The following is a 20676-nucleotide window of genomic DNA, read 5'->3' as shown; positions in this document are numbered from 1 at the left end:
GGGCTGTGAGCGCCAGCGCCAGTGCCAGTGTGAGCGCTGGGCATGAGCCTAGTGCCGCCGCCTCCGCCCCCGCCGCCGGGAAGAACTTCACCACCCACCGCGTCCGGCGAGGCCAGCGGCGCCGCCCGGCCGGTGTCCGCGAGCGCGGCGGCGGGAGCCACGCCGGCCCACTGGAGGATCTTCGCGGTGGCGAGGGTCTTCTCGCCGTCCAGCAGCTGGGCCACGTTGGCCCCGTGGTTGGCGCCCGGCGCGATCATCACGTAGCTGTCGCGCGCCCCGTAGCCGATGCGGAAGGGCTCGGCTCCCCACGGGTCGTTCTGGCCGTACACGAACAGCATCTGGTGGGCGTTGTCGCGCACCCAGCGGTCCACGTCCGCCATGGCCCCCGGCTGGAAGGTCATGGGGATCTCGCGGGGCACGAAGTTGCGCGGCGGCTGGTAGCCGTAGCGGCTCAGGTTGCCCAGGTGCGGCTGCTTGATGTCCGGGGAGCCCAGCTGGGTACCCGCCTGGTAGTAGTACGGCGTGTACGTCTGGAGGCCCTGGTCGGTGTAGGCCGAGAAGCCGGAGATCGCGTCGATCGAGTCCCAGATCTGCTGGTCGGAGGCGGTGGCGGCGGCCGGGATCGCGGAGCAGTCCGCGAGCAGGCTGTACTGCCAGAAGGCCCAGACGTAGTCGAGGACGACGGCCTCGTACGCCTTGTCCAGGCTGCCGACGGTGGTGAAGGTCCAGCCCTCGGAGGCCGCGGCCGCCGCGTACTTGGCCTCCAGCGGCTCACGGCGTACCAGGGCCTCGCGCTGCACCGCGTTCAGCCGGTCGCGGCACTCCTTGGTGCCGACCTTGGCGAAGAACCGGTCGTAGGCCGAGTCCTCCTTGTTGGCGACGTCGTTCGGGGCCACGTAGGCCACGACGCCGTCCATGTCGCGCGGGTAGAAGCGCTCGTAGTACGTGGCCGTCATCCCGCCCTTGCTGCCGCCGGTGGACAGCCAGTTCTTCTTGTAGATCTTCTTGAGGGCGGTGAAGATCCGGTGCTGGTCGCTGGCGGCCTGCCAGATGTCCAGGTTCGCCCAGTTGGCCGGGTCGGGCCGGGAGGGTGTGAAGAATCGATACTCCAGCGACACCTGGTTGCCGTCGATGATGGTCGTCGGCTCGCTGCGGCGCGGGTTGGTGTTGACGTTGTAGCCGGAGGTGAAGAACACCGACGGCCGCGAGACGTCCTTGTGCAACAGGGTCAGGCGCTGCTTGAAGGTGCCCTTCCACGGCTGCCGGTGATCGACCGGCTGTTCGTAGTTCAGTACGAAGAAGCGGTAGCCGGGGTACGGCTTCTCCTCGATCAGGCTCATCCCGGGAATGCCGAGGATCTGGTCCTTGATGTCCGCGGCGGCCGCCGGCCGCGCGGCGGTGGCCGCTTGCGCCGTGGAACCGGCCGCGCCCACGGTGCCGATCAGCACCACGAGCGACAGCAGCCATCCGAGCGTCTTGCGCATTCACCCTCCCCTTGAGTTCACTTCGGTCGCCGTGAACCTAGCGGGGTCAACACGCCGCTGAACAGACCTCGTTGGGCCTCCGCCTCAGCACAGGATCCAGCCGGACTCGCCGGATCCGCCTCCCACGGCGCCCTTGACGTACACACACCGGCTGATCGCGCCCACCGTGACGGGCCCGGCGTGCCGGGTGAACCGCCCGGCGTCGCGCACCGGCGCCCCGCCGCGCGGCTGGATGCTCACCGTCATCCGCCGCACCTCGCCGGAGACCCGGGCGACGGTCATCGCGCAGGCCCGGTTGCGGCTCTTGTAGACGCGCAGCTCGCCCGTGTCGAAGGCCACCGTCCGGGCCAGCCGGCCCGGGCAGCCGCCGGTCGCCGCCTGCACCGGCGGTCCGGCGAACAGCCCGCCCACGCAGAGCCACAGGGCCGCCGTGAACACCCCCAGCGACGCGGCCCGCCGGCCGCGCCTCCGCCATCCCTGCAACACCTTGTCCCCCGATCGGTCGTCCGCACGATGTACGCACGCACGTACGACGCCCGGGCCCCCCGGAAGGTTGCCGCGCGCAAGGGCCCGTACGGGGCGCCGCCGCCCGCGGCTCCCTCGTACGAGTGCATCCTCAACTCCCCGCCGCGACAGCGGAAGTTCGGCTTCCGGCGGGCCTCTACGCTGGGGCGCATGACCAACGACCTGCTCGACCGCAAGCTGGCGCGCGCCTTCACCCACCTGGACGCCGACCGCAGCGGTGTGATCGACGCCGACGACATCATCGCGCTCGGCTCCCGGCTGCTGACCGCCCTGGCCGAGCCGGCCGACTCCCCCAAGGCCGCCCTGGTGATGAGCGGGCTGGCCGACTTCTGGCAGGACCTCTTCACCGAGCTGGACCTGGACCGGGACGGCAAGGTCACCCCCGAGGAGTACCAGCAGGGCATGACCCGGCTGTACGCGCAGGGCGGCCCGGCCTACGACCGCAGCTTCCGGCCGATGATGCGGGCGATCCTCACCATCGTCGACACCGACGGGGACGGGGTCATCAGCCCGCAGGAGTTCCACCGGGCGCAGGAGGCGTTCGGCACCCGGCTGGGCCCGGAGGACACGGAGGCGCTGTTCCGCCGGATCGACGCGGACGGGGACGGCACCCTGACGGTGGACGAACTCCTCGGTGCCGTACGCGAGTACTACACCGGCACCGACGAGGACGCCCCGGGGAACCTGCTGTTCGGCGAGTTCTGATCCCGGGGCCGCCCCCTCGGCCCGAGGGGGCGGCGGCTCAGGCCGCGGCCCGCTCGTCCTCCCCGACGAAGGTGCGCCACAGCTCGGCGTACCGGCCGCCGCGCGCCAGCAGCTCGGCGTGCGTGCCGTCCTCCACGACCTGGCCGCGGTCCATGACCACCACGCGGTCGGCGCGGGCGGCGGTGGTCAGCCGGTGCGCCACCACCAGGGTGGTGCGCTTGCCGGCCAGCCGCTCCGTGGCCCGGTTGACCTGGGCCTCGGTGGCCAGGTCGAGGGCGGCGGTGGCCTCGTCGAGCAGCAGTACGTCCGGGTCCACCAGCTCGGCGCGGGCGAGCGCGATCAGCTGGCGCTGACCGGCGGAGAGGTTGCGTCCGCGCTCGGCGACGGTGTGCAGGTAGCCGTCCTCCAGGGTGGCGATCATGGCGTGCGCCCCGACCGCGCGGGCGGCGGCCTCCACCTCGGCGTCGCTCGCGTCGGGCCGCCCGTAGGCGATGGCGTCGCGGACGGTCCCCTGGAAGAGGTAGGACTCCTGGGGGACGACCCCCAGCCGGTGGCGGTAGGCCGTCAGGTCCAGCTCGCGCAGGTCGGTGCCGTCGGCGGTGACCCGGCCGGAGGTGGGGTCGTAGAACCGGGCCACCATCTTGACCAGGGTGGACTTGCCCGCCCCGGTCTCGCCGACGAAGGCCACGGTCTGCCCGGCCGGCACGCGCAGGCTGATGCCGGCCAGGGCCTCGCCCTTCTCGCCGCGCTCCTCGGCCGTCCCGTACTGGAAGCGGACGTCCTCGAAGGCGATCTCCCCGCGCAGCTCCGCCAGGGCCCGCGGCCGCTCGGGCCGCGGGGTGGTGGTGGGCTCGCGCAGCAGGTCCTGGATGCGGCCGAGGGAGACGGTGGCCTGCTGGTAGCCGTCGAAGACCTGGGAGAGCTGCTGGACGGGGGCGAAGAACAGGTCGATGTAGAGCAGGTAGGCGACCAGCGCGCCGGTGGTGAGCGTCCCGGCCTCCACCCGGCCCGCGCCGACGATCAGTACGACGGCCGCGGCGGCCGAGGACAGCAGCTGGACGAAGGGGAAGTAGACCGAGATCAGCCACTGGCCGCGGACCCGGGCCTCGCGGTAGGAGTGGCTGCGCTCCGCGAAGCGGGCGGCGCCCGAGCCCTCGCGGCGGAACGCCTGGACGATGCGCAGGCCCGAGACGGACTCCTGGAGATCGGCGTTGACCAGGCTGACCCGGTCGCGGGCCAGCTCGTAGGCGGCCACCGACCGGCGGCGGAAGACGATCGTCGCGAGGACCAGCACGGGCAGCGTGGCGAAGACGATCAGGGCCAGCTCGACGTCGAGCACGAGCAGGGCGACCAGGATGCCGAAGAAGGTGAGGACGGAGACGACGGCGGTGACCAGCCCGGTCTGCAGGAAGGTGCTGAGCGAGTCCACGTCCGTGGTCATCCGCGTCATGATCTTGCCGGTCAGCTCGCGCTCGTAATAGTCCAGCCCGAGCCGCTGGAGCTGGGCGAAGATCTTCACGCGCAGCGAGTACAGCACGCGCTCGCCGGTCCGGCCCGTCATCCGGGTCTCCGCGATCTGCGCGGCCCACTGGGCGAGGACGAGCCCGAGGCCGAGCGCGGAGGCCGCCCACACCGCGCCGAGCACGGCCTGCTCCACGCCCTGGTCGATGCCGTGCCGGATCAGGATCGGCAGCAGCAGACCGGCGCCCGCGTCCACGGCGACCAGGCCGAGGCTGACGGCGAGCGGCGCCCAGAAGCCGCGGAGCAGGCGGCGCAGGCCGTAGCTGTCCTCGGCGGCCGCGGCCCGGTCCTCGTCCACATCGGGCCTGTCGTCGGCGGGCGGCAGCGCCGCGACCTGCGCGAGTAGTTCGGGGGTGGCGGGCATACCGGCCACCGCGCCGGCCATGGAGTGCCCGGCTCCGGGGGCGCCGCTCGCGGCGGCGGGCACGTGGGCGCTCTCCCCGGCCTCGGCCTCCTCCTCCTCGCGGCGCCACAGCTCGGGGGTGATCCCGCCGGACACGCGGCGCTTGGCGTTGACCGGCTCGGAGTCGATCTCCGCCTCGATCTCGATGTCCCGTTCGATGTCGTGGTCGAGATCCCGCTCGAACTCGCTCATCAGCGGGGATTCCGGGGTCCGCGGGGAGCCGCCGCCGAGCGCGTCGGGGTCGGTGAGCAGCCTGCGGTAGAGGGCGGAGCGGGCCTCCAGCTCCTCGTGCGTACCGATGTCGGCGAGCCGGCCGCGGTCCAGTACGGCGATCCGGTCGGCCAGCGCGAGCGTGGAGCGGCGATGGGCGATGAGCAGGGTGGTGCGGCCTGCCATGACGGAGCGCAGGGCCTCGTGGATCTCGTGCTCGACGCGGGCGTCCACCGCGGAGGTGGCGTCGTCCAGGAGCAGCAGCCGGGGGTCGGTGAGGATGGCGCGGGCGAGGGCGACGCGCTGGCGCTGGCCGCCGGAGAGGGTGAGCCCCTGCTCGCCGACCTTGGTCTCGTACCCGGCGGGCAGGGCGCGGACGAAGCCGTCGGCCTGGGCGGCGCGGGCGGCCGCCTCGATCTGCTCGTCGGTGGCGCCGGGGTGCCCGTAGGCGATGTTGGCGCGGATGGTGTCGGAGAAGAGGAAGGAGTCCTCCGGGACCAGGCCGATGGCGGCGCGCAGGGAGTCGTAGGTCAGCTCGCGGACGTCGTGGCCGCCGACGCGGACGGTGCCGCTGTCGGCGTCGTAGAAGCGGGGCAGCAGGAGGGAGACGGTGGACTTGCCGCTGCCGGAGGCGCCGACGACGGCGACGGTCTCGCCCTCGGCCACGGACAGCGAGAAGCCGTCGAGCACGGGCCGTTCGGGGTCGTAGCCGAAGCGGACGTCCTCGAAGGAGACGGTGGCGGGTGCGTCGACGGGCAGTTCGCCGGTGCCCTCCTCGATGGCGGGCTCGGTGTCGATGAGCTCGTAGACCCGCTCCACACCGGCGCGGGCCTGCTGGCCGACGGTGAGCACCATGGCGAGCATGCGGACCGGGCCGACGAGCTGGGCGAGGTAGGTGGAGAAGGCGACGAAAGTACCGAGGGTGACCCGCCCCTCGGTGGCCATCCAGCCGCCGAGGGCCAGCATGGCGACCTGGCCGAGCGCGGGGACCGCCTGGAGGGCGGGCGTGTAGCGGGAGTTGAGCCGGATGGCCCGCATCCGGCCGGCGAAGAGGCGGCGCCCGGCGGCGCGCAGCTTGCCGGTCTCCTGCTCCTCCTGGCCGAAGCCCTTGACCACGCGGACGCCGGTCACGGCCCCGTCGACGACGCCCGCGACGGCGGCGGCCTGGCCCTGGGCGTACCAGGTGGCGGGGAAGAGCTTCTTGCGGCTGCGCTTGGCGATGAACCAGAGCGCGGGGGCCATCAGCAGGGCGACGACGGTCAGCAGCGGCGACAGCCACAGCATGATGCCGAGGGACATCCCGAAGAGCAGGAAGTTCCCGATGGTCATCGGGAGCATGAAGAGCAGGCCCTGGATCAGCTGGAGGTCGCTGGTGGCGCGGCCGACGACCTGGCCGGTGGACAGCTCGTCCTGGCGTCGGCCGTCGAGGCGGGCGATGGAGGCGTACATGTCGGTGCGCAGGTCGTGCTGCACGTCGAGGGCGAGCCGGCCGCCGTAGTAGCGGCGGATGTAGGTGAAGACGTAGACGAGGAGGGCGGCGGCTATGAGGGTCCCCGCCCAGGGGGCCATGGGCCGGGTGCCGTCCCCGATGACATCGTCGATGATCACCTTGGTGACGAGGGGGACGACCGCCATGACGGCCATACCGGCCAGCGAGGAGCCCAGTGCGAGCAGCACGTTGGTCCTGTACCGCCAGGTGTAGGCGGTGAGCCGCCTGCCCCAGCCCTGTTTCTCCCCAGCCGCCGTCTTCGCCGCCGCCACGTGTGGCCTCCCCGTTCGTCCAGTCCTGCCGGAAGCGGCAACGCCCCGACCGGCGGATTTCATCCCGCCGCAACAATTCGAACGTCCATGGCCATAGCCTCCGGCGCACGCGGGGAGCACCCGAAAGGGGCCCCGCGCGCGGCCGGTGGGGCGGGAGGGCTCAGAGGTGGGTGGGGGCGAACATTTTCAGGGTGGCCGGGAGGACCAGGACCGAGGGGCCGGGGGTGGCGAGGGATTTCGCCAGGTCGGTGCGGAGGGTGGCCGGGGTGGTCGTGGCGGCCGGGACGCCGAAGGACTCCGCGAGGGCGACGAAGTCGGGCCGGGTCAGTTCCGTGGCCGTGGTGCGGCCCTCGAAGGCGTCGGTCATGTACTCGCGGAGGATCCCGTAGCCGCCGTCGTCCACGATCAGCCAGGTGACGTCCAGGTCGTGCTGGCGGGCGGTGGCCAGTTCGGCGAGCGAGTACATGGCCCCGCCGTCGCCCGAGACGGCCAGCACCGGGGTGTCCGGCTCGGCTACGCAGGCGCCGAGGGCCGCCGGGAAGGCGTAGCCGAGGCCGCCCGCGCCCTGGGCCGAGTGCATGGTGTTGGGGTGCTTGGCGTCGAAGGCGGACCAGGCCCAGTAGGCCAGGATCGTCATGTCCCAGAAGGACGGGGAGCGGGCCGGGAGGGCGGCCCGTACAGAGGCCAGCAGCTCCTGCTCCAGCTCCAGGTCCTGGCCGGCGATGCGGTCCGCGACCGCCGCGAGCAGGGCGCGGACCCGCTCCGGAGCCTGCGGGTCCGGGCGCTCGGCGACGGTCTCCAGCAGGGCCTGGAGGGCCAGGCGGGCATCGGCGTGGATGCCGAGGGCGGGGTGGTTGGACTCCAGCTTGCCGAGGTCGGCCTCGATCTGGATCACCCGGCCGGCGGGGAAGAAGGTGTGGTAGTTCGAGGACAGCTCGCCCAGGCCCGAGCCGACCACCAGCAGGACGTCGGCGTCCTCCAGGAAGTCGGTGGTGTGCCGGTCCTCCAGCCAGGAGCGCAGCGACAGCGGGTGGTTCCAGGGGAAGGCGCCCTTGCCGCCGAAGGTGGTGACGACGGGCGCGTTCAGCCGCTCCGCGAGCTGCCGGAGCTTGCCCGCGGCGTCGGAGCGGATCACTCCGCCGCCCGCGACGATCACGGGGCGGGCGGCGTTCTCCAGCCAGTGCGCCGCCAGGGCGGTCAGCTCGGGCCGCGGAGCCAGCTCGTGCGGGGTGGCGTCCATGCCGGTGACCTGCGGTACGAAGGTCTCCGCGCGCAGCACGTCCTCCGGGATCTCCACCCACACCGGGCCGGGCGGCACGCTGAGCGCCGATTCCCACGCCTCCGCGATCACGGAGGGGATCTGGGAGGCGGTGCGTGCGGTGTGGACGGACTTCACCACCTCCCGGAAGGAGGCGGCCTGGTCCCGCAGCTCGTGCAGATGCCCGCGGCGCCCGCCGCCGAGGCCCGCGACGGGGACCTGGGAGGAGACGGCCAGCACCGGGGAGGAGGCGGCCGCGGCCTCCGCGAGGGCGGGCAGCGCGGTGAGCGCGCCGGGGCCCGTGGACAGCAGCAGCGGCACCGCCTCGCCGGTGATCCGGCCGTAGGCGTCGGCCGCGAAGCCGGCGTTGTTCTCCACGCGCAGGGTGACCAGGCGCAGGTCGGAGCGGCCGACCGCGTCGAAGAGGCCCAGCGCGTGCTGCCCCGGCAGACCGAAGACGGTGGTCGCGCCGAGGCCGCGCAGCGTCTCCACGACCAGGTCCCCGCCCGTCCGCCCCGGCGGCGGCGCGAGGGCGGCCGCCGTCTGGGCCGCGGTGGGTCGGAGTACCAGGTCGTGGTCGTGCGTCACGGGGGTGTGGTGCCCTTCCTACTTCGCCTTCGCCGCCGCGATCTGACGGCTCATGATCGTGGTGAGCTCGTACGCGGTGTGCGAGGCCGCGACCGAGGTGATCTCGGCGTGATCGTACGCCGGGGCGACCTCGACCACGTCGGCGGAAACGAGGTTGCAGGAGGACAGTCCGCGGATGATCTCCAGCAGCTCGCGGGAGGTCATGCCGCCCGCCTCGGGGGTGCCGGTGCCGGGGGCGTGCGCCGGGTCGAGCACGTCGATGTCGATGGAGATGTACAGCGGGCGGTCGCCGATGCGCTGGCGCAGCTGGTCGGCCACCTCGTCGGCGCCGCGGCGGTAGACGTCCGCCGAGGTGACGATGCCGAAGCCCATCTTGGCGTCATCGTCGAGGTCCTGCTTGCCGTAGAGCGGGCCGCGGGTGCCGACGTGGGACAGGGCCTCGGTGTCGAGGATGCCCTCCTCGACGGCGCGGCGGAACGGGGTGCCGTGGGTGTACTCGGCGCCGAAGTAGGTGTCCCAGGTGTCCAGGTGCGCGTCGAAGTGCAGCAGGGCGACGGGGCCGTGCTTCTTGGCGACGGAGCGCAGCAGGGGCAGGGCGATGGTGTGGTCGCCGCCGAGGGTCATCAGGCGGGAGCCGTTGCCCAGCAGCTCGTCGGCCGCGGCCTCGACCGTCTCGACGGCCTCGTTGATGTTGAAGGGGTTCACGGCGATGTCGCCGGCGTCCGCGACCTGCGCCAGGGCGAAGGGGGAGGCGTCCTGGGCCGGGTTGTAGGGGCGCAGCAGGCGGGACGCCTCGCGGATGGCGTTGCCGCCGAAGCGGGCGCCGGGGCGGTAGGAGACACCGGAGTCGAAGGGCACGCCGACGACGGCGACGTCGGCGGAGCCGACCTCGTCGAGGCGGGGCAGCCGGGCGAAGGTCGCCGGGCCCGCGTAGCGCGGGATGCGAGAGGAGTCGACGGGTCCGCGCGGCTGCGTGCTCATGGCTGTGCCTCTTTCTCTGGCCTGACGTGTGCGGTCCTTCGAGCGTAAGGGGGGCGTGGGAGGGTGGGGAGTGTACGTTTCCTCCATCTGGGCCACCCAATATGTACGGAGCATCCATGTCCGGTCCTGCTCGTGAGCCGGAGTCCGAACCCGAGCCCGGTACGGGCCCCGCCGCCGACCCCGCCGCCGGTCCCACCGGCGGCCGCGCCGCCGCCGGGGAGCCGCTGACCCCGCCCGTGCCGCTCGGCGGGCTGCTCGCGGAGCGGGCGCTCGGCCTGCGCCACCTCGCCGGTCCCCCGGCGGCGGAGCTGCACGGGGTGCACGCCTCCGAGATGGCGGACCCCTCCCCGTACCTGCTCGGCGGGGAGCTGCTGCTCACCGCCGGCGCCGAGCTGACCGGGGACGGGGCCGCCGCCTACGTGGGCCGGCTCGCCCGCGCCGGGGCCGCCGCGCTCGGCTTCGGCGTGGCCCCGGTGCACGAGGGGGTCCCGGCGGGGCTGGCCGAAGCCTGCGAGCGGTACGGGCTGCCGCTCGTCGAGGTGCCGCCGGGGACCCCCTTCACCGCGGTCGCCCGTACGGTCGGGCGGCTGATGGCGGAGGCCCGTACCCGGGAGCTGCGCCGGGTCACCGAGGCCCAGCAGGCCCTGGCCGCCGCCGCGGCCCGGCCCGATCCGGTGGGCGCGGTGCTCGCCCGGCTGGCGGCGGCCCTCGGCGGCTGGGCGGCCCTGCTGACACCGCCCGCCACCGGCCCCGGCGAGGGGGCGCTCCGGGCGGCCGGGGCCCCGCCCGGTGCGGAGGTCCGGGCGGCCGTGGACGCGCTGGCCCGGCGGGTGGCCCCCGGCTCCGCGGCCACCGCCACGGACGCGCTCGGCCCGGCGCACCTGGCGGCGTACGCCGTGGGCGGTGGGCGGGTGCTGGCGCTGGCCGTGCCCGGCCGGGCCGCGGGCGACCACACCATCGCCTCCATCGCCGCCGTCCTGCTGAGCCTGCTGACCGCCTCCCGCCCGGCCGGGGACGAGGCCGCGGCCCTCACCCGCCTGCTGCTCGGCGGGGATCCGGCGCTGGTGCTGGCCCCCGGGCCCTGGTACGCCGTCCACGCCCGCGGCGGAGGCGACCCGGCGGCGCTCTCGGATGCGCTGGGCACCGTACTGCTGGACCCGCGCGGGCCCGCCGTACGCCTGCTCACCGACCGGGAGCCCGGCGCGCAGCCCGGATGGCGGCTCGGGGTGAGCGCCCCGGCCGGGCCCGGCGCGCTCGCGGCGGCCGACGCGCAGGCCGGGCGGGCGCTCGGCCGGGCGGAGGCGGCCCGGACCCCGCTGGCCCGGCACACCGATCCGGGCCTCGCGGGCCTGGTCGGCGAGGCCGAGGCGCGCGCCCACGCCGAGGCGCTGCTCGGCCCGCTGCCACCGGCGCTGCGGGAGACCCTGCGCGGCTGGCTGGCCCACCACGGCAGCTGGGACCGGACGGCGGCGGCGCTGGGCGTGCACCGCAACACGGTCCGCCAGCGGATCGCGCGCGCGGCGGCGCTGCTGGGCCGCGATCTGGACGACCCGGACGTGCGGATGGAGCTGTGGTTCGCGCTGCGGACGGCCGCCGGCGGCGGCTGAGGGGCGCCCGGGGTGAGGCACCCCACGCTTTCCCCGGGGCCCCGCCTCTGGACAGCCAGTTTGACCGGCGGGTAACTTAGGCTGAGCAAGCGCTTAGCCATGGCGGCGGACCGCCGCGACCGAAGGGAGCCGGCCGTGCGCCGTACCGTTTTCACCGAGGACCACGAGGCGTTCCGCGAGACCGTCCGCGCCTTCGTCGAGGCCGAGGTCGTCCCCGTCTACGACGAGTGGTTCGCCGCGGGCCAGGCCCCGCGCGACTTCTACTACAAGCTCGGTGAGCTCGGCGTCTTCGGCATCAACGTCCCCGAGGAGTTCGGCGGCGCCGGCCTGGACACCCACAAGTTCGAGGCCGTGCTCTACGAGGAGACCGCCCGCGCGGGCGTCAACTTCGGCGGCTCCGGCGTGCACGTGCTGCTCGCCCTCCCCTACATCAAGATGCTGGCCGACGACGAGCAGAAGAAGCGCTACCTGCCGCACTTCGTCACCGGCGAGGAGATGTGGGCGCTCGCCATGACCGAGCCGGGCACCGGCTCCGACGTCGCGGGCATGAAGACCACCGCCAAGCTCTCCGAGGACGGCACCCACTACGTCCTCAACGGCGCCAAGACCTTCATCACCGGCGGCGTCCACGCCGACCGCGTGATCGTCTGCGCCCGCACCTCCGCCCCGCGCGAGGACGACCGCCGCTTCGGCATCTCCCTCTTCGCCGTGGACACCAAGTCCGAGGGCTACTCCATCGGCCGCAAGCTGGACAAGCTGGGCCTGCGCACCTCCGACACGGCCGAGCTGGCCTTCGTCGACGTGAAGGTGCCCGTCGAGGACCTGCTCGGCGAGGAGGGCAAGGGCTTCTCCTACCTCGGCCACAACCTGGCCTCCGAGCGCTGGGGCATCGCCTTCGGCGCCTACGCCCAGGCCGCGGCCGCCGTGCGCTTCGCCCAGCAGTACGTCACGGAGCGCACGGTCTTCGGCAAGCCCGTCGCGCACTTCCAGAACACCAAGTTCGAACTGGCCGCCTGCCAGGCCGAGGTGGACGCAGCCCAGGCCGTCGCCGACCGCGCCCTGGAGGCCCTGGACGCGGGCGAGCTGACCCCGGCCGAGGCCGCGTCGGCGAAGCTGTTCTGCACCGAGGTCGCACACCGCGTCATCGACCGCTGCCTCCAGCTGCACGGCGGCTACGGCTACATGAACGAGTACCCGATCGCCCGCCTGTACGCCGACAACCGCGTCAACCGCATCTACGGCGGCACCAGCGAGATCATGAAGTCGATCATCGCCAAGTCGATGGGCCTGTAGCCCACTTGAACGCGGCCCTGACGGACCTCCTCGATCTGCTCGACCTGGAGCGGATCGAGGAGGACATCTTCCGCGGCACCAGCCGCACCTCCCTGGTGCCGCGCGTGTTCGGCGGCCAGGTGGCCGCCCAGGCCCTGGTGGCCGCCGGACGCACGGTGCCCGCGGACCGTCTGCCGCACTCCCTGCACTCGTACTTCCTGCGCACCGGCGACTCCGGCGCGCCGATCGTGTACACCGTGGACCGCATCCGCGACGGCCGCTCCTTCACCACCCGTCGGGTGGTCGCCGTCCAGCACGGCCAGCCGGTCTTCCACCTCTCGGCTTCCTTCCAGCGGTACGAGGACGGGCTGGAGCACCAGGTCCCCATGCCGGCCGCGCCGGACCCCGAGTCCCTGCCGACGGCGGCCGAGGCCCTGCCCGCGTACCGCGACACCTTCCGCGACCCGGGCACCGTCGAACGCCTGCTGGAGGCGCGCGGCGCCGTCGACCTGCGGTACGCGACCACCCCGCCCTGGGGCTCGGTCGGCACCCCGCGGGAGCCGCACTCGCAGGTCTGGTTCCGCACCCGCGGCAAACTCGCGGACGACCCGCTGCTGCACACCTGCCTGGCCACGTACGTCTCGGACATGACCCTGCTGGACGCGGTCCTGCTCGCGCACGGGCGCGGCGGCTGGGCGGTGGGCGACGTGGTGGGCGCCTCCCTGGACCACGCGATGTGGTTCCACCGCCCGTTCCGCGCGGACGAATGGCTCCTGTACGACCAGGTCTCCCCCTCGGCCCACGGCGCCCGCGGCCTGGGCCAGGCCCGCATCTACACCCAGTCGGGCGACCTGGCGATCACGGTCATCCAGGAGGGCGTCATCCGCGTACCACGCGGGTGACCCCGCGCTACGCCCCCCGCAGCCCCGCCGCCCCCAGCAGGTACGACACCATCGGGTCGTAGTAGCGGGGGTCGCGGACGTGGTCGTCCAGGGGGATGGCTATCTGGAGGGTGCCCTCTGATTCGGCCAGGAAGAGGGCCGGGTCGTTGCAGTCCGCGTAGCCGGCGGCGTCCAGGCCGCGCTGGGCCGCGCAGCCGGCCCAGCCGTGGTCGGCCACGACCAGGTCCGGCTGGGGGCGGTGCTCCGCCGTCAGGGCGTCCAGGATCGCGGCCATCGGGGCCGGGGAGTGGGTGTGCCACAGGGTCGCGCCGCGTTCCAGGACCGCGACGTCCGCGAACTGCCACACCGAGCCCTCGTCGGCCGTCAGGCCCGCCGGGATGACCACGATCTCGCAGCCCGCCTCCCGCAGGGCCGCCGCCGTCGCCCGGTGGACGTCCAGGAGGCCGCCCGGGTGGCCGGTGGCGAAGAGCACGCGCTGCCGGTCGGCCGCCGCCTTGCGCAGGCGGGCCGCCAGCCGGTCCAGGCCGGCCACGGTCAGCTCGGGGTCGATGGTGTCCTGGCCGTGCCGGAACGCCGGGTCGTCCACCACGCCGCAGCGCTCGGCCATCACCGCGAGCACGTCCTGCTCGTCGCTCCAGCGGTCGCCGAACTCCAGGCCGAACCAGTAGTGACGGTCACCGTTCGCGAGCCGCCTGTAGTGCGAGAGGTTGTTCTCCCGCGGCGTCGCGACCTGCCCCGCGATCCGGGTGCGGACCAGATGGGCGACGAGTTCGGCGCGGGTCGGCGTGTCAGTCTCTATCGGCTTCGGCATGCGGGCCATTCTGCCGCCGCCGGGGCGGAGGCGGCGCGTCCATTCCGGCCTGCGGACGCCCCCGGTCATGCCGACAGCGCCCCGAAGGCCCCGTGCGCCAGCCGCCGCAGCAGGGCCTCCGTGGCCTCCCGGCCGAGGGCCGCCAGGTGCGGGGTGGAGTTCAGCAGGCCGAAGACCGCGTGCACGGCCACCCGTACCTCCGCCTCGCCCACCTCGGGGTGCAGCTCGCGCACGACCTCCACCCACAGCTCCACGTACTGGCGCTGGAGCTGGCGTACGAGCTTGCGGTCGGCCTCCCGCAGCCGGTCCAGCTCCCGGTCATGGAGGGTGATCAGCGCCCGGTCGTCGAGCGCGAAGTCGATATGGCCGTCGATGAGGGAGGACAGGACCCGCCCCGGGTCCCCCGCCGCCTCCGCCACCCGGTGGCGGCCACCGGTCAGCAGCCGTTCGCTGATGCCGACCAGCAGCTCGGCGAGCATGGCGTCCTTGCCCGCGAAATGCCGGTACAGGCCGGGGCCGCTGATGCCCACCGCGGCCCCTATCTCGTCGACGCCGACGCCGTGGAAGCCGCGCGCGGCGAAGAGGCGGGCGGCCTCACTGAGGATCTGCTCGCGACGGGTCGGGGCGGCCGCTCTGGTGCTCATGGCACACCATTCTAGACAGGGCCGTTAGCGGTCGTTAACCTGAGCCCCACGAGCGTTAACGCTCATTAACCGCCTGGAACGAGCAAGGGAGCTCGACCGATGCAGCAGGCACCAGTGCTGACGAGCGCCGCGGACCCGGCGTCCGACGCCTGGCGGACCAACGAGGCCGCCCACCGCGAGCTGACCAAGGGCCTGCGGGCCCGGCTCGACGCGGCCCGGCTCGGCGGCGGGGAGAAGGCCCGCGCCCGCCACACCGCCCGCGGGAAGCTCCTCCCGCGCGACCGCGTGGACACCCTCCTCGACCCCGGATCGCCGTTCCTGGAGCTGGCCCCGCTGGCCGCCGAGGGCATGTACGGGGGCGCGGCCCCCGCCGCCGGGGTCATCGCGGGCATCGGCCGGGTCAGCGGCCGCGAGTGCGTGATCGTCGCGAACGACGCCACCGTCAAGGGCGGCACGTACTACCCGATGACCGTCAAGAAGCACCTCCGCGCCCAGGAGGTGGCCCTGGAGAATCGTCTCCCCTGCCTCTACCTGGTCGACTCCGGCGGCGCCTTCCTGCCCATGCAGGACGAGGTCTTCCCCGACCGGGAGCACTTCGGCCGCATCTTCTACAACCAGGCGCGCATGTCCGGCGCCGGCATCCCGCAGATCGCCGCCGTGCTCGGCTCCTGCACCGCGGGCGGGGCCTACGTACCGGCCATGAGCGACGAGGCCGTCATCGTGCGCAACCAGGGCACGATCTTCCTCGGCGGCCCGCCGCTGGTGAAGGCCGCCACCGGTGAGGTCGTCACCGCCGAGGAGCTCGGCGGCGGCGAGGTCCACTCCCGGGTCTCCGGCGTGACCGACCACCTCGCGGAGGACGACGCGCACGCGCTGCGGATCGTACGGAACATCGTGGCGACCCTGCCCGGCCGCGGGGCCCTGCCCTGGCCGGTCGAGGCCCCGGAGGAGCCGAAGGTGGACCCGGCCGGGCTGTACGGCGCGGTCCCCGTCGACTCCCGCACCCCGTACGACGCCCGCGAGATCATCGCCCGGATCACGGACGGCTCCCGCTTCCAGGAGTTCAAGTCCGAGTTCGGCCAGACCCTGGTCACCGGCTTCGCCCGGATCCACGGCCACCCGGTCGGGATCATCGCGAACAACGGCATCCTCTTCGCCGAGTCCGCCCAGAAGGGCGCGCACTTCATCGAGCTGTGCGACCAGCGCGGCATCCCGCTGCTCTTCCTCCAGAACATCTCCGGCTTCATGGTCGGCCGCGACTACGAGGCGGGCGGTATCGCCAAGCACGGTGCCAAGATGGTGACGGCCGTGGCCTGCGCCCGCGTCCCGAAGCTCACGGTGGTGGTCGGCGGCTCCTACGGCGCGGGCAACTACTCCATGTGCGGACGGGCCTATTCGCCCCGCTTCCTGTGGATGTGGCCCAACGCCAAGATCTCCGTCATGGGCGGCGAGCAGGCGGCCTCGGTCCTCGCGACGGTCAAGCGCGACCAGATCGAGGGCGCCGGCCAGGAGTGGCCCGCCGAGGACGAGGAGGCGTTCAAGGCCCCGGTCCGCGCCCAGTACGAGGAGCAGGGCAACGCCTACTACGCCACGGCACGGCTGTGGGACGACGGGGTCATCGACCCCATGGAGACCCGGCAGGTGCTGGGACTGGCCCTGACCGCGTGCGCGAACGCCCCCCTGGGCGACTCGGGCTTCGGCATCTTCCGTATGTGACGTGATGTGACGTGAGGACCTCACTGATGTTCAGCACTGTTCTGGTCGCGAACCGCGGCGAGATCGCGGTCCGGGTCATCCGCACCCTGCGGGAGCTCGGCATCCGCTCCGTGGCCGTGTTCAGCGACGCCGACGCGGACGCCCGGCACGTACGGGAGGCCGACACGGCCGTCCGCATCGGCCCGGCGGCGGCCGCCGAGAGCTATCTGTCGGTGGAGCGGCTGCTCGATGCCGCGCGGCGGACCGGCGCCGAGGCCGTGCACCCCGGCTACGGCTTCCTCGCCGAGAACGCGGCCTTCGCACAAGCCTGCACGGACGCCGGACTGGTCTTCATCGGCCCGCCCGCCTCCGCGATCTCCCTCATGGGCGACAAGATCCGCGCCAAGGAGACGGTGAAGGCGGCGGGCGTGCCCGTGGTCCCCGGCTCCTCGGGCAGCGGCCTCTCCGACGCCGAACTGGTCGCGGCCGCCGCCGAGATCGGCATGCCGGTCCTGCTCAAGCCCTCGGCGGGCGGCGGCGGCAAGGGCATGCGCCTGGTCCGCGACGAGGCGGTGCTGGCCGAGGAGATCGCGGCGGCCCGCCGCGAGGCCCGCTCCTCCTTCGGGGACGACACCCTGCTCGTCGAGCGGTGGGTGGACCGGCCCCGGCACATCGAGATCCAGGTCATGGCGGACGCCCACGGCAACGTGGTGCACCTGGGCGAGCGCGAGTGCTCCCTCCAGCGCCGCCACCAGAAGGTCATCGAGGAGGCCCCCTCGGTCCTGCTGGACGAGAAGACCCGCGCGGCGATGGGCGCGGCGGCCGTGGACGCGGCGCGCTCGTGCGGCTATGTCGGCGCGGGCACGGTGGAGTTCATCGTGCCGGGCGGGGACCCTTCCTCCTATTACTTCATGGAGATGAACACGCGTCTCCAGGTCGAGCACCCGGTGACGGAGCTGATCACCGGGCTGGACCTGGTGGAGCTGCAGCTGCGGGTCGCGGCCGGGGAGGCGCTGCCGGTCGCGCAGGACGACATCCGGCTGACCGGGCACGCGATCGAGGCGCGCGTCTGCGCGGAGGACCCGGCGCGGGGGTTCCTGCCGTCGGGCGGGACGGTGCTGGCGCTGTCGGAGCCGGCGGGGACCGCGGGAGGCCCGGGGGGTGCGGTGGGTGCGGTGGTCCGTACGGACTCGGGGCTGACGGCCGGGGTGCCGGTGGGGTCCACGTACGACCCGATGCTGTCGAAGGTGATCGTGCACGGGGCGGACCGGGCGGCGGCGCTGCGGTTGCTGCGGGGGGCGTTGGCGGACACCGTGATTCTGGGTGTGCAGACCAATGCGGGGTTCCTGCGGAGGCTGCTGGCGCATCCGGACGTGGTGTCCGGGGACCTGGACACGGGGCTGGTCGAGCGGGATCTCGCGGGGCTCCTGCCGGAGGGGGTGCCGGGGGAGGTGTTCGCGGCCGCCGCGCTGCTGGATGTCCCCCACCCCGCCCCTTCCCGTCAGTGGATCGATCCCTTCGATGCCGCGAGCGGGTGGCGTCTGGGGGGCACCCCAGCCTGGACCGTGCACCACTTCCGCCTCCCCGGCCAGGAGCCGGTCGAGGTACGGACCCGGCAGGTGGGCGCCGAGCAGGAGCTCGTGCTGCCCGATCAAGCCTCGCCGGCGACGGCCGCCCGCGGCCGGATCCTCACCCGCACCGCCGACACCGTCACCATCGAGCTCGACGGCGTCACCCACCGGTTCAGCCACGCGACCTCCCCGGAGGGGACCTGGCTCGGCCGTGACGCCGACTCCTGGCACGTGCAGCGGCACGACCCCGTCTCCGCGCACGGCACGGCCGGCGCGGGGGCGAACACCCTCGCCGCCCCCATGCCCGGCACCGTCACCGTCGTCAAGGTGGCCACCGGGGACCGGGTGACGGCCGGGCAGAGCCTGCTCGTGGTCGAGGCGATGAAGATGGAGCACGTCATCTCCGCCCCGCACGCCGGCACCGTCACCGAGCTGGACGTCTCCCCCGGCACCACCGTCGCCATGGACCAGGTGCTGGCCGTCGTCACCCCGGACGCCGAGGAGGAGGGCGCGTGAACCGGCTGCCCATGAACGTCCCCGCCCCCGGCCTCCCGGCCCGGGTCCGCATCCACGAGGTCGGCGCCCGCGACGGGCTGCAGAACGAGAAGACGGCCGTACCCACCGAGGTCAAGGCCGAGTTCGTGCACCGGCTGGCCGCCGCCGGGCTGACCACCATCGAGGCGACCAGCTTCGTCCACCCCAAGTGGGTGCCCCAGCTGGCCGACGCCGAGCAGCTGTTCCCGCTGCTCGGTGACGTGGACGCCGCGCTGCCCGTCCTCGTGCCCAACGAGCGCGGGCTGGAGCGGGCGCTCGCCCTGGGCGCGGACCGGATCGCCGTCTTCGGTTCGGCCACGGAGACCTTCGCCTCCCGCAACCTCAACCGCACCGTCGCCGAGTCCCTGGCGATGTTCGAGCCCGTCGTGGCCCGGGCCAAGGAGGGCGGGGCGCACGTACGCGGTTATCTCTCCATGTGCTTCGGCGACCCCTGGGAGGGCGCGGTCCCGGTCCCGCAGGTGGTCTCCGTCGCCACCGCCCTGCTCGGCCTCGGCTGCGACGAGCTGAGCCTCGGGGACACCATCGGCGTGGCCACGCCCGGCCATGTCGCGGCCCTGCTCTCCGCGCTGAACGAGGCCGGGGTCCCCACCGACCGCATCGGCGTGCACTTCCACGACACCTACGGCCAGGCCCTGTCCAACACCCTCGCCGCCCTCCAGCACGGGGTCACCACCGTCGACGCCTCCGCCGGGGGCCTCGGCGGGTGCCCGTACGCCAAGAGCGCCACCGGCAACCTCGCGACCGAGGACCTGGTGTGGATGCTCGACGGCCTCGGCATCGAGACCGGGGTCGACCTGGCCGCCCTCACCGCCACGAGCGTGTGGATGGCCGAACGGCTGGGCCGTCCCAGCCCCTCCCGTACCGTCCGCGCCCTCTCCCACAAGGAGTAGTCACACCATGTCCCTCGACCACCGGCTCACCCCCGAGCACGAGGAACTCCGCCGCACCGTCGAGGCGTTCGCGCACGACGTGGTCGCGCCGAAGATCGGCGACCTGTACGAGCGGCACGAGTTCCCCTACGAGATCGTCGCCGAGATGGGCCGCATGGGCCTCTTCGGCCTGCCCTTCCCGGAGGAGTACGGCGGCATGGGCGGGGACTACCTCGCCCTCGGCATCGCCCTGGAGGAACTGGCCCGCGTCGACTCCTCGGTCGCCATCACCCTGGAGGCGGGGGTCTCCCTCGGCGCGATGCCGCTCTTCCTCTTCGGTACGGAGGAGCAGAAGCGCGAGTGGCTGCCGCGGATGTGCTCCGGCGAGATCCTGGGCGCCTTCGGCCTGACCGAGCCGGGCGCGGGCTCCGACGCCGGCGGCACCCGCACCACGGCGGTCCGCGAGGGCGACGAGTGGGTGATCAACGGCTCGAAGTGCTTCATCACCAACTCCGGTACGGACATCACCGGCCTGGTCACCGTCACCGCCGTGACGGGCCGCAAGGCGGACGGCCGCCCGGAGATCTCCTCGATCATCGTCCCGTCCGGCACCCCGGGCTTCACGGTGGCCGCGCCCTACTCCAAGGTGGGCTGGAACTCCTCCGACACCCGTGAGCTGTCCTTCGACGGTGTACGGGTCCCCCTCGCGAACCTGGTCGGCCAGGAGGGCCGCGGCTACGCGCAGTTCCTGCGCATCCTGGACGAGGGCCGCATCGCCATCTCCGCGCTGGCCACGGGCCTCGCGCAGGGCTGCGTGGACGAGTCGGTGAAGTACGCGAGGGAGCGGCACGCCTTCGGCAAGGCCATCGGTGACAACCAGGCCATCCAGTTCAAGCTGGCCGACATGGAGATGCGGGCGCACATGGCGCGCATCGGCTGGCGGGACGCGGCCTCCCGGCTGGTGGCGGGCGAGCCGTTCAAGAAGGAGGCGGCGATCGCGAAGCTGTACTCCTCGACGGTGGCGGTCGACAACGCCCGTGAGGCGACGCAGATCCACGGCGGCTACGGTTTCATGAACGAGTACCCGGTGGCCCGCATGTGGCGGGACTCGAAGATCCTGGAGATCGGCGAGGGCACGAGCGAGGTCCAGCGGATGCTGATCGCACGCGAACTCGGCTTCTCCGCCTAGCGGGAGGCGCCGCGCGGACCCTGACGGGGGGTGCCTGCGCGGCGCCGGCGGAGCGAGGGGGCCCAAAAAAACTAAGGGCCCCCTTACCGTTTTCGGCCAAGGTTAGGCTAACCTTCCCCACGAAC

At 73.4% G+C, this 20676-nt stretch carries 15 protein-coding genes; 8 read left to right on the top strand and 7 right to left on the bottom strand.

Translation table 11 applies throughout. The features are described 5' to 3' along the window. Positions 1-1484 (bottom strand): hypothetical protein (locus ABZ873_RS17690; RefSeq protein WP_360872195.1); only part of this gene is annotated, 1484 nt, incomplete at its 3' end. An 84-nt stretch (positions 1485-1568) separates the two neighbouring features. Beyond that, complete coding sequence (locus ABZ873_RS17685; protein WP_360872192.1) at positions 1569-1970, bottom strand: hypothetical protein; 402 nt, start codon at positions 1968-1970, stop codon at positions 1569-1571. 189 nt (positions 1971-2159) lie between these two features. Between ABZ873_RS17685 and ABZ873_RS17680 the strand changes: the two genes are divergently transcribed. Continuing rightward, a complete protein-coding gene (locus ABZ873_RS17680; RefSeq protein ID WP_360872189.1) occupies positions 2160-2714 on the top strand; it encodes an EF-hand domain-containing protein in 555 nt (184 codons plus the stop codon). Positions 2715-2751: 37 nt separating this feature from the next. Here the strand turns inward: ABZ873_RS17680 and ABZ873_RS17675 are convergent, their stop codons facing one another. From ABZ873_RS17675 to speB, 3 genes are all read right to left on the bottom strand, one after another. After that, positions 2752-6609, bottom strand: a complete 3858-nt coding sequence (locus ABZ873_RS17675) for an ABC transporter ATP-binding protein (protein WP_360872186.1) — start codon at positions 6607-6609, stop codon at positions 2752-2754. Positions 6610-6769: 160 nt separating this feature from the next. After that, on the bottom strand, positions 6770-8455 hold the full coding sequence (locus ABZ873_RS17670; RefSeq protein WP_360872183.1) for a thiamine pyrophosphate-binding protein: 1686 nt from the start codon (positions 8453-8455) through the stop codon (positions 6770-6772). A gap of 18 nt (positions 8456-8473) precedes the next feature. After that, entirely contained in the window at positions 8474-9436 is a 963-nt protein-coding gene (gene speB, locus ABZ873_RS17665) for an agmatinase (protein WP_030655465.1), read from the bottom strand. A gap of 116 nt (positions 9437-9552) precedes the next feature. On the opposite strand from speB, the gene ABZ873_RS17660 reads away from it, so the two are divergent. The 3 genes from ABZ873_RS17660 to ABZ873_RS17650 all read left to right on the top strand — a co-directional run bounded on the left by ABZ873_RS17660 (position 9553) and on the right by ABZ873_RS17650 (position 13217). Further along, on the top strand, positions 9553-11043 hold the full coding sequence (locus tag ABZ873_RS17660) for a helix-turn-helix domain-containing protein (RefSeq protein WP_360872179.1): 1491 nt from the start codon (positions 9553-9555) through the stop codon (positions 11041-11043). A gap of 135 nt (positions 11044-11178) precedes the next feature. Then, entirely contained in the window at positions 11179-12336 is a 1158-nt protein-coding gene (locus tag ABZ873_RS17655) for an acyl-CoA dehydrogenase family protein (protein ID WP_360872176.1), read from the top strand. Between the two features lie 5 nt (positions 12337-12341). Next, positions 12342-13217 (top strand): acyl-CoA thioesterase II, encoded by an 876-nt coding sequence (locus ABZ873_RS17650; RefSeq protein ID WP_360872173.1) that lies wholly within the window; start codon positions 12342-12344, stop codon positions 13215-13217. A 7-nt stretch (positions 13218-13224) separates the two neighbouring features. Here the strand turns inward: ABZ873_RS17650 and ABZ873_RS17645 are convergent, their stop codons facing one another. Together ABZ873_RS17645 and ABZ873_RS17640 are read right to left on the bottom strand one after the other, a co-directional pair. After that, complete coding sequence (locus tag ABZ873_RS17645) at positions 13225-14037, bottom strand: phosphatase (RefSeq protein WP_360872171.1); 813 nt, start codon at positions 14035-14037, stop codon at positions 13225-13227. A gap of 56 nt (positions 14038-14093) precedes the next feature. Then, positions 14094-14672, bottom strand: coding sequence for a TetR/AcrR family transcriptional regulator (locus ABZ873_RS17640; protein ID WP_360872169.1), 579 nt, complete (start codon positions 14670-14672; stop codon positions 14094-14096). A gap of 99 nt (positions 14673-14771) precedes the next feature. On the opposite strand from ABZ873_RS17640, the gene ABZ873_RS17635 reads away from it, so the two are divergent. The 4 genes from ABZ873_RS17635 to ABZ873_RS17620 are packed head-to-tail and all read left to right on the top strand — an operon-like array spanning position 14772 to position 20551. After that, positions 14772-16388: a carboxyl transferase domain-containing protein gene (locus tag ABZ873_RS17635; RefSeq protein WP_360872166.1), complete on the top strand. Its 1617-nt coding sequence runs from the start codon at positions 14772-14774 to the stop codon at positions 16386-16388. Positions 16389-16414: 26 nt separating this feature from the next. Continuing rightward, entirely contained in the window at positions 16415-18454 is a 2040-nt protein-coding gene (locus ABZ873_RS17630) for a biotin carboxylase N-terminal domain-containing protein (protein ID WP_360872163.1), read from the top strand. An 11-nt stretch (positions 18455-18465) separates the two neighbouring features. After that, the gene (locus tag ABZ873_RS17625) at positions 18466-19383 is read left to right on the top strand and encodes a hydroxymethylglutaryl-CoA lyase (RefSeq protein ID WP_360872210.1); all 918 of its coding nucleotides are present in this window, start codon (positions 18466-18468) and stop codon (positions 19381-19383) included. A gap of 7 nt (positions 19384-19390) precedes the next feature. Further along, positions 19391-20551, top strand: coding sequence for an acyl-CoA dehydrogenase family protein (locus ABZ873_RS17620; RefSeq protein ID WP_360872160.1), 1161 nt, complete (start codon positions 19391-19393; stop codon positions 20549-20551). Positions 20552-20676 lie beyond the last annotated feature (125 nt).

This window comes from Streptomyces sp. NPDC047014, from assembly GCF_040644195.1.
GTDB lineage: Bacteria > Actinomycetota > Actinomycetes > Streptomycetales > Streptomycetaceae > Streptomyces.
The sequence above is the reverse complement of the archived record's forward strand: the minus strand, read 5'-3'. Positions and strand labels throughout refer to the sequence as shown.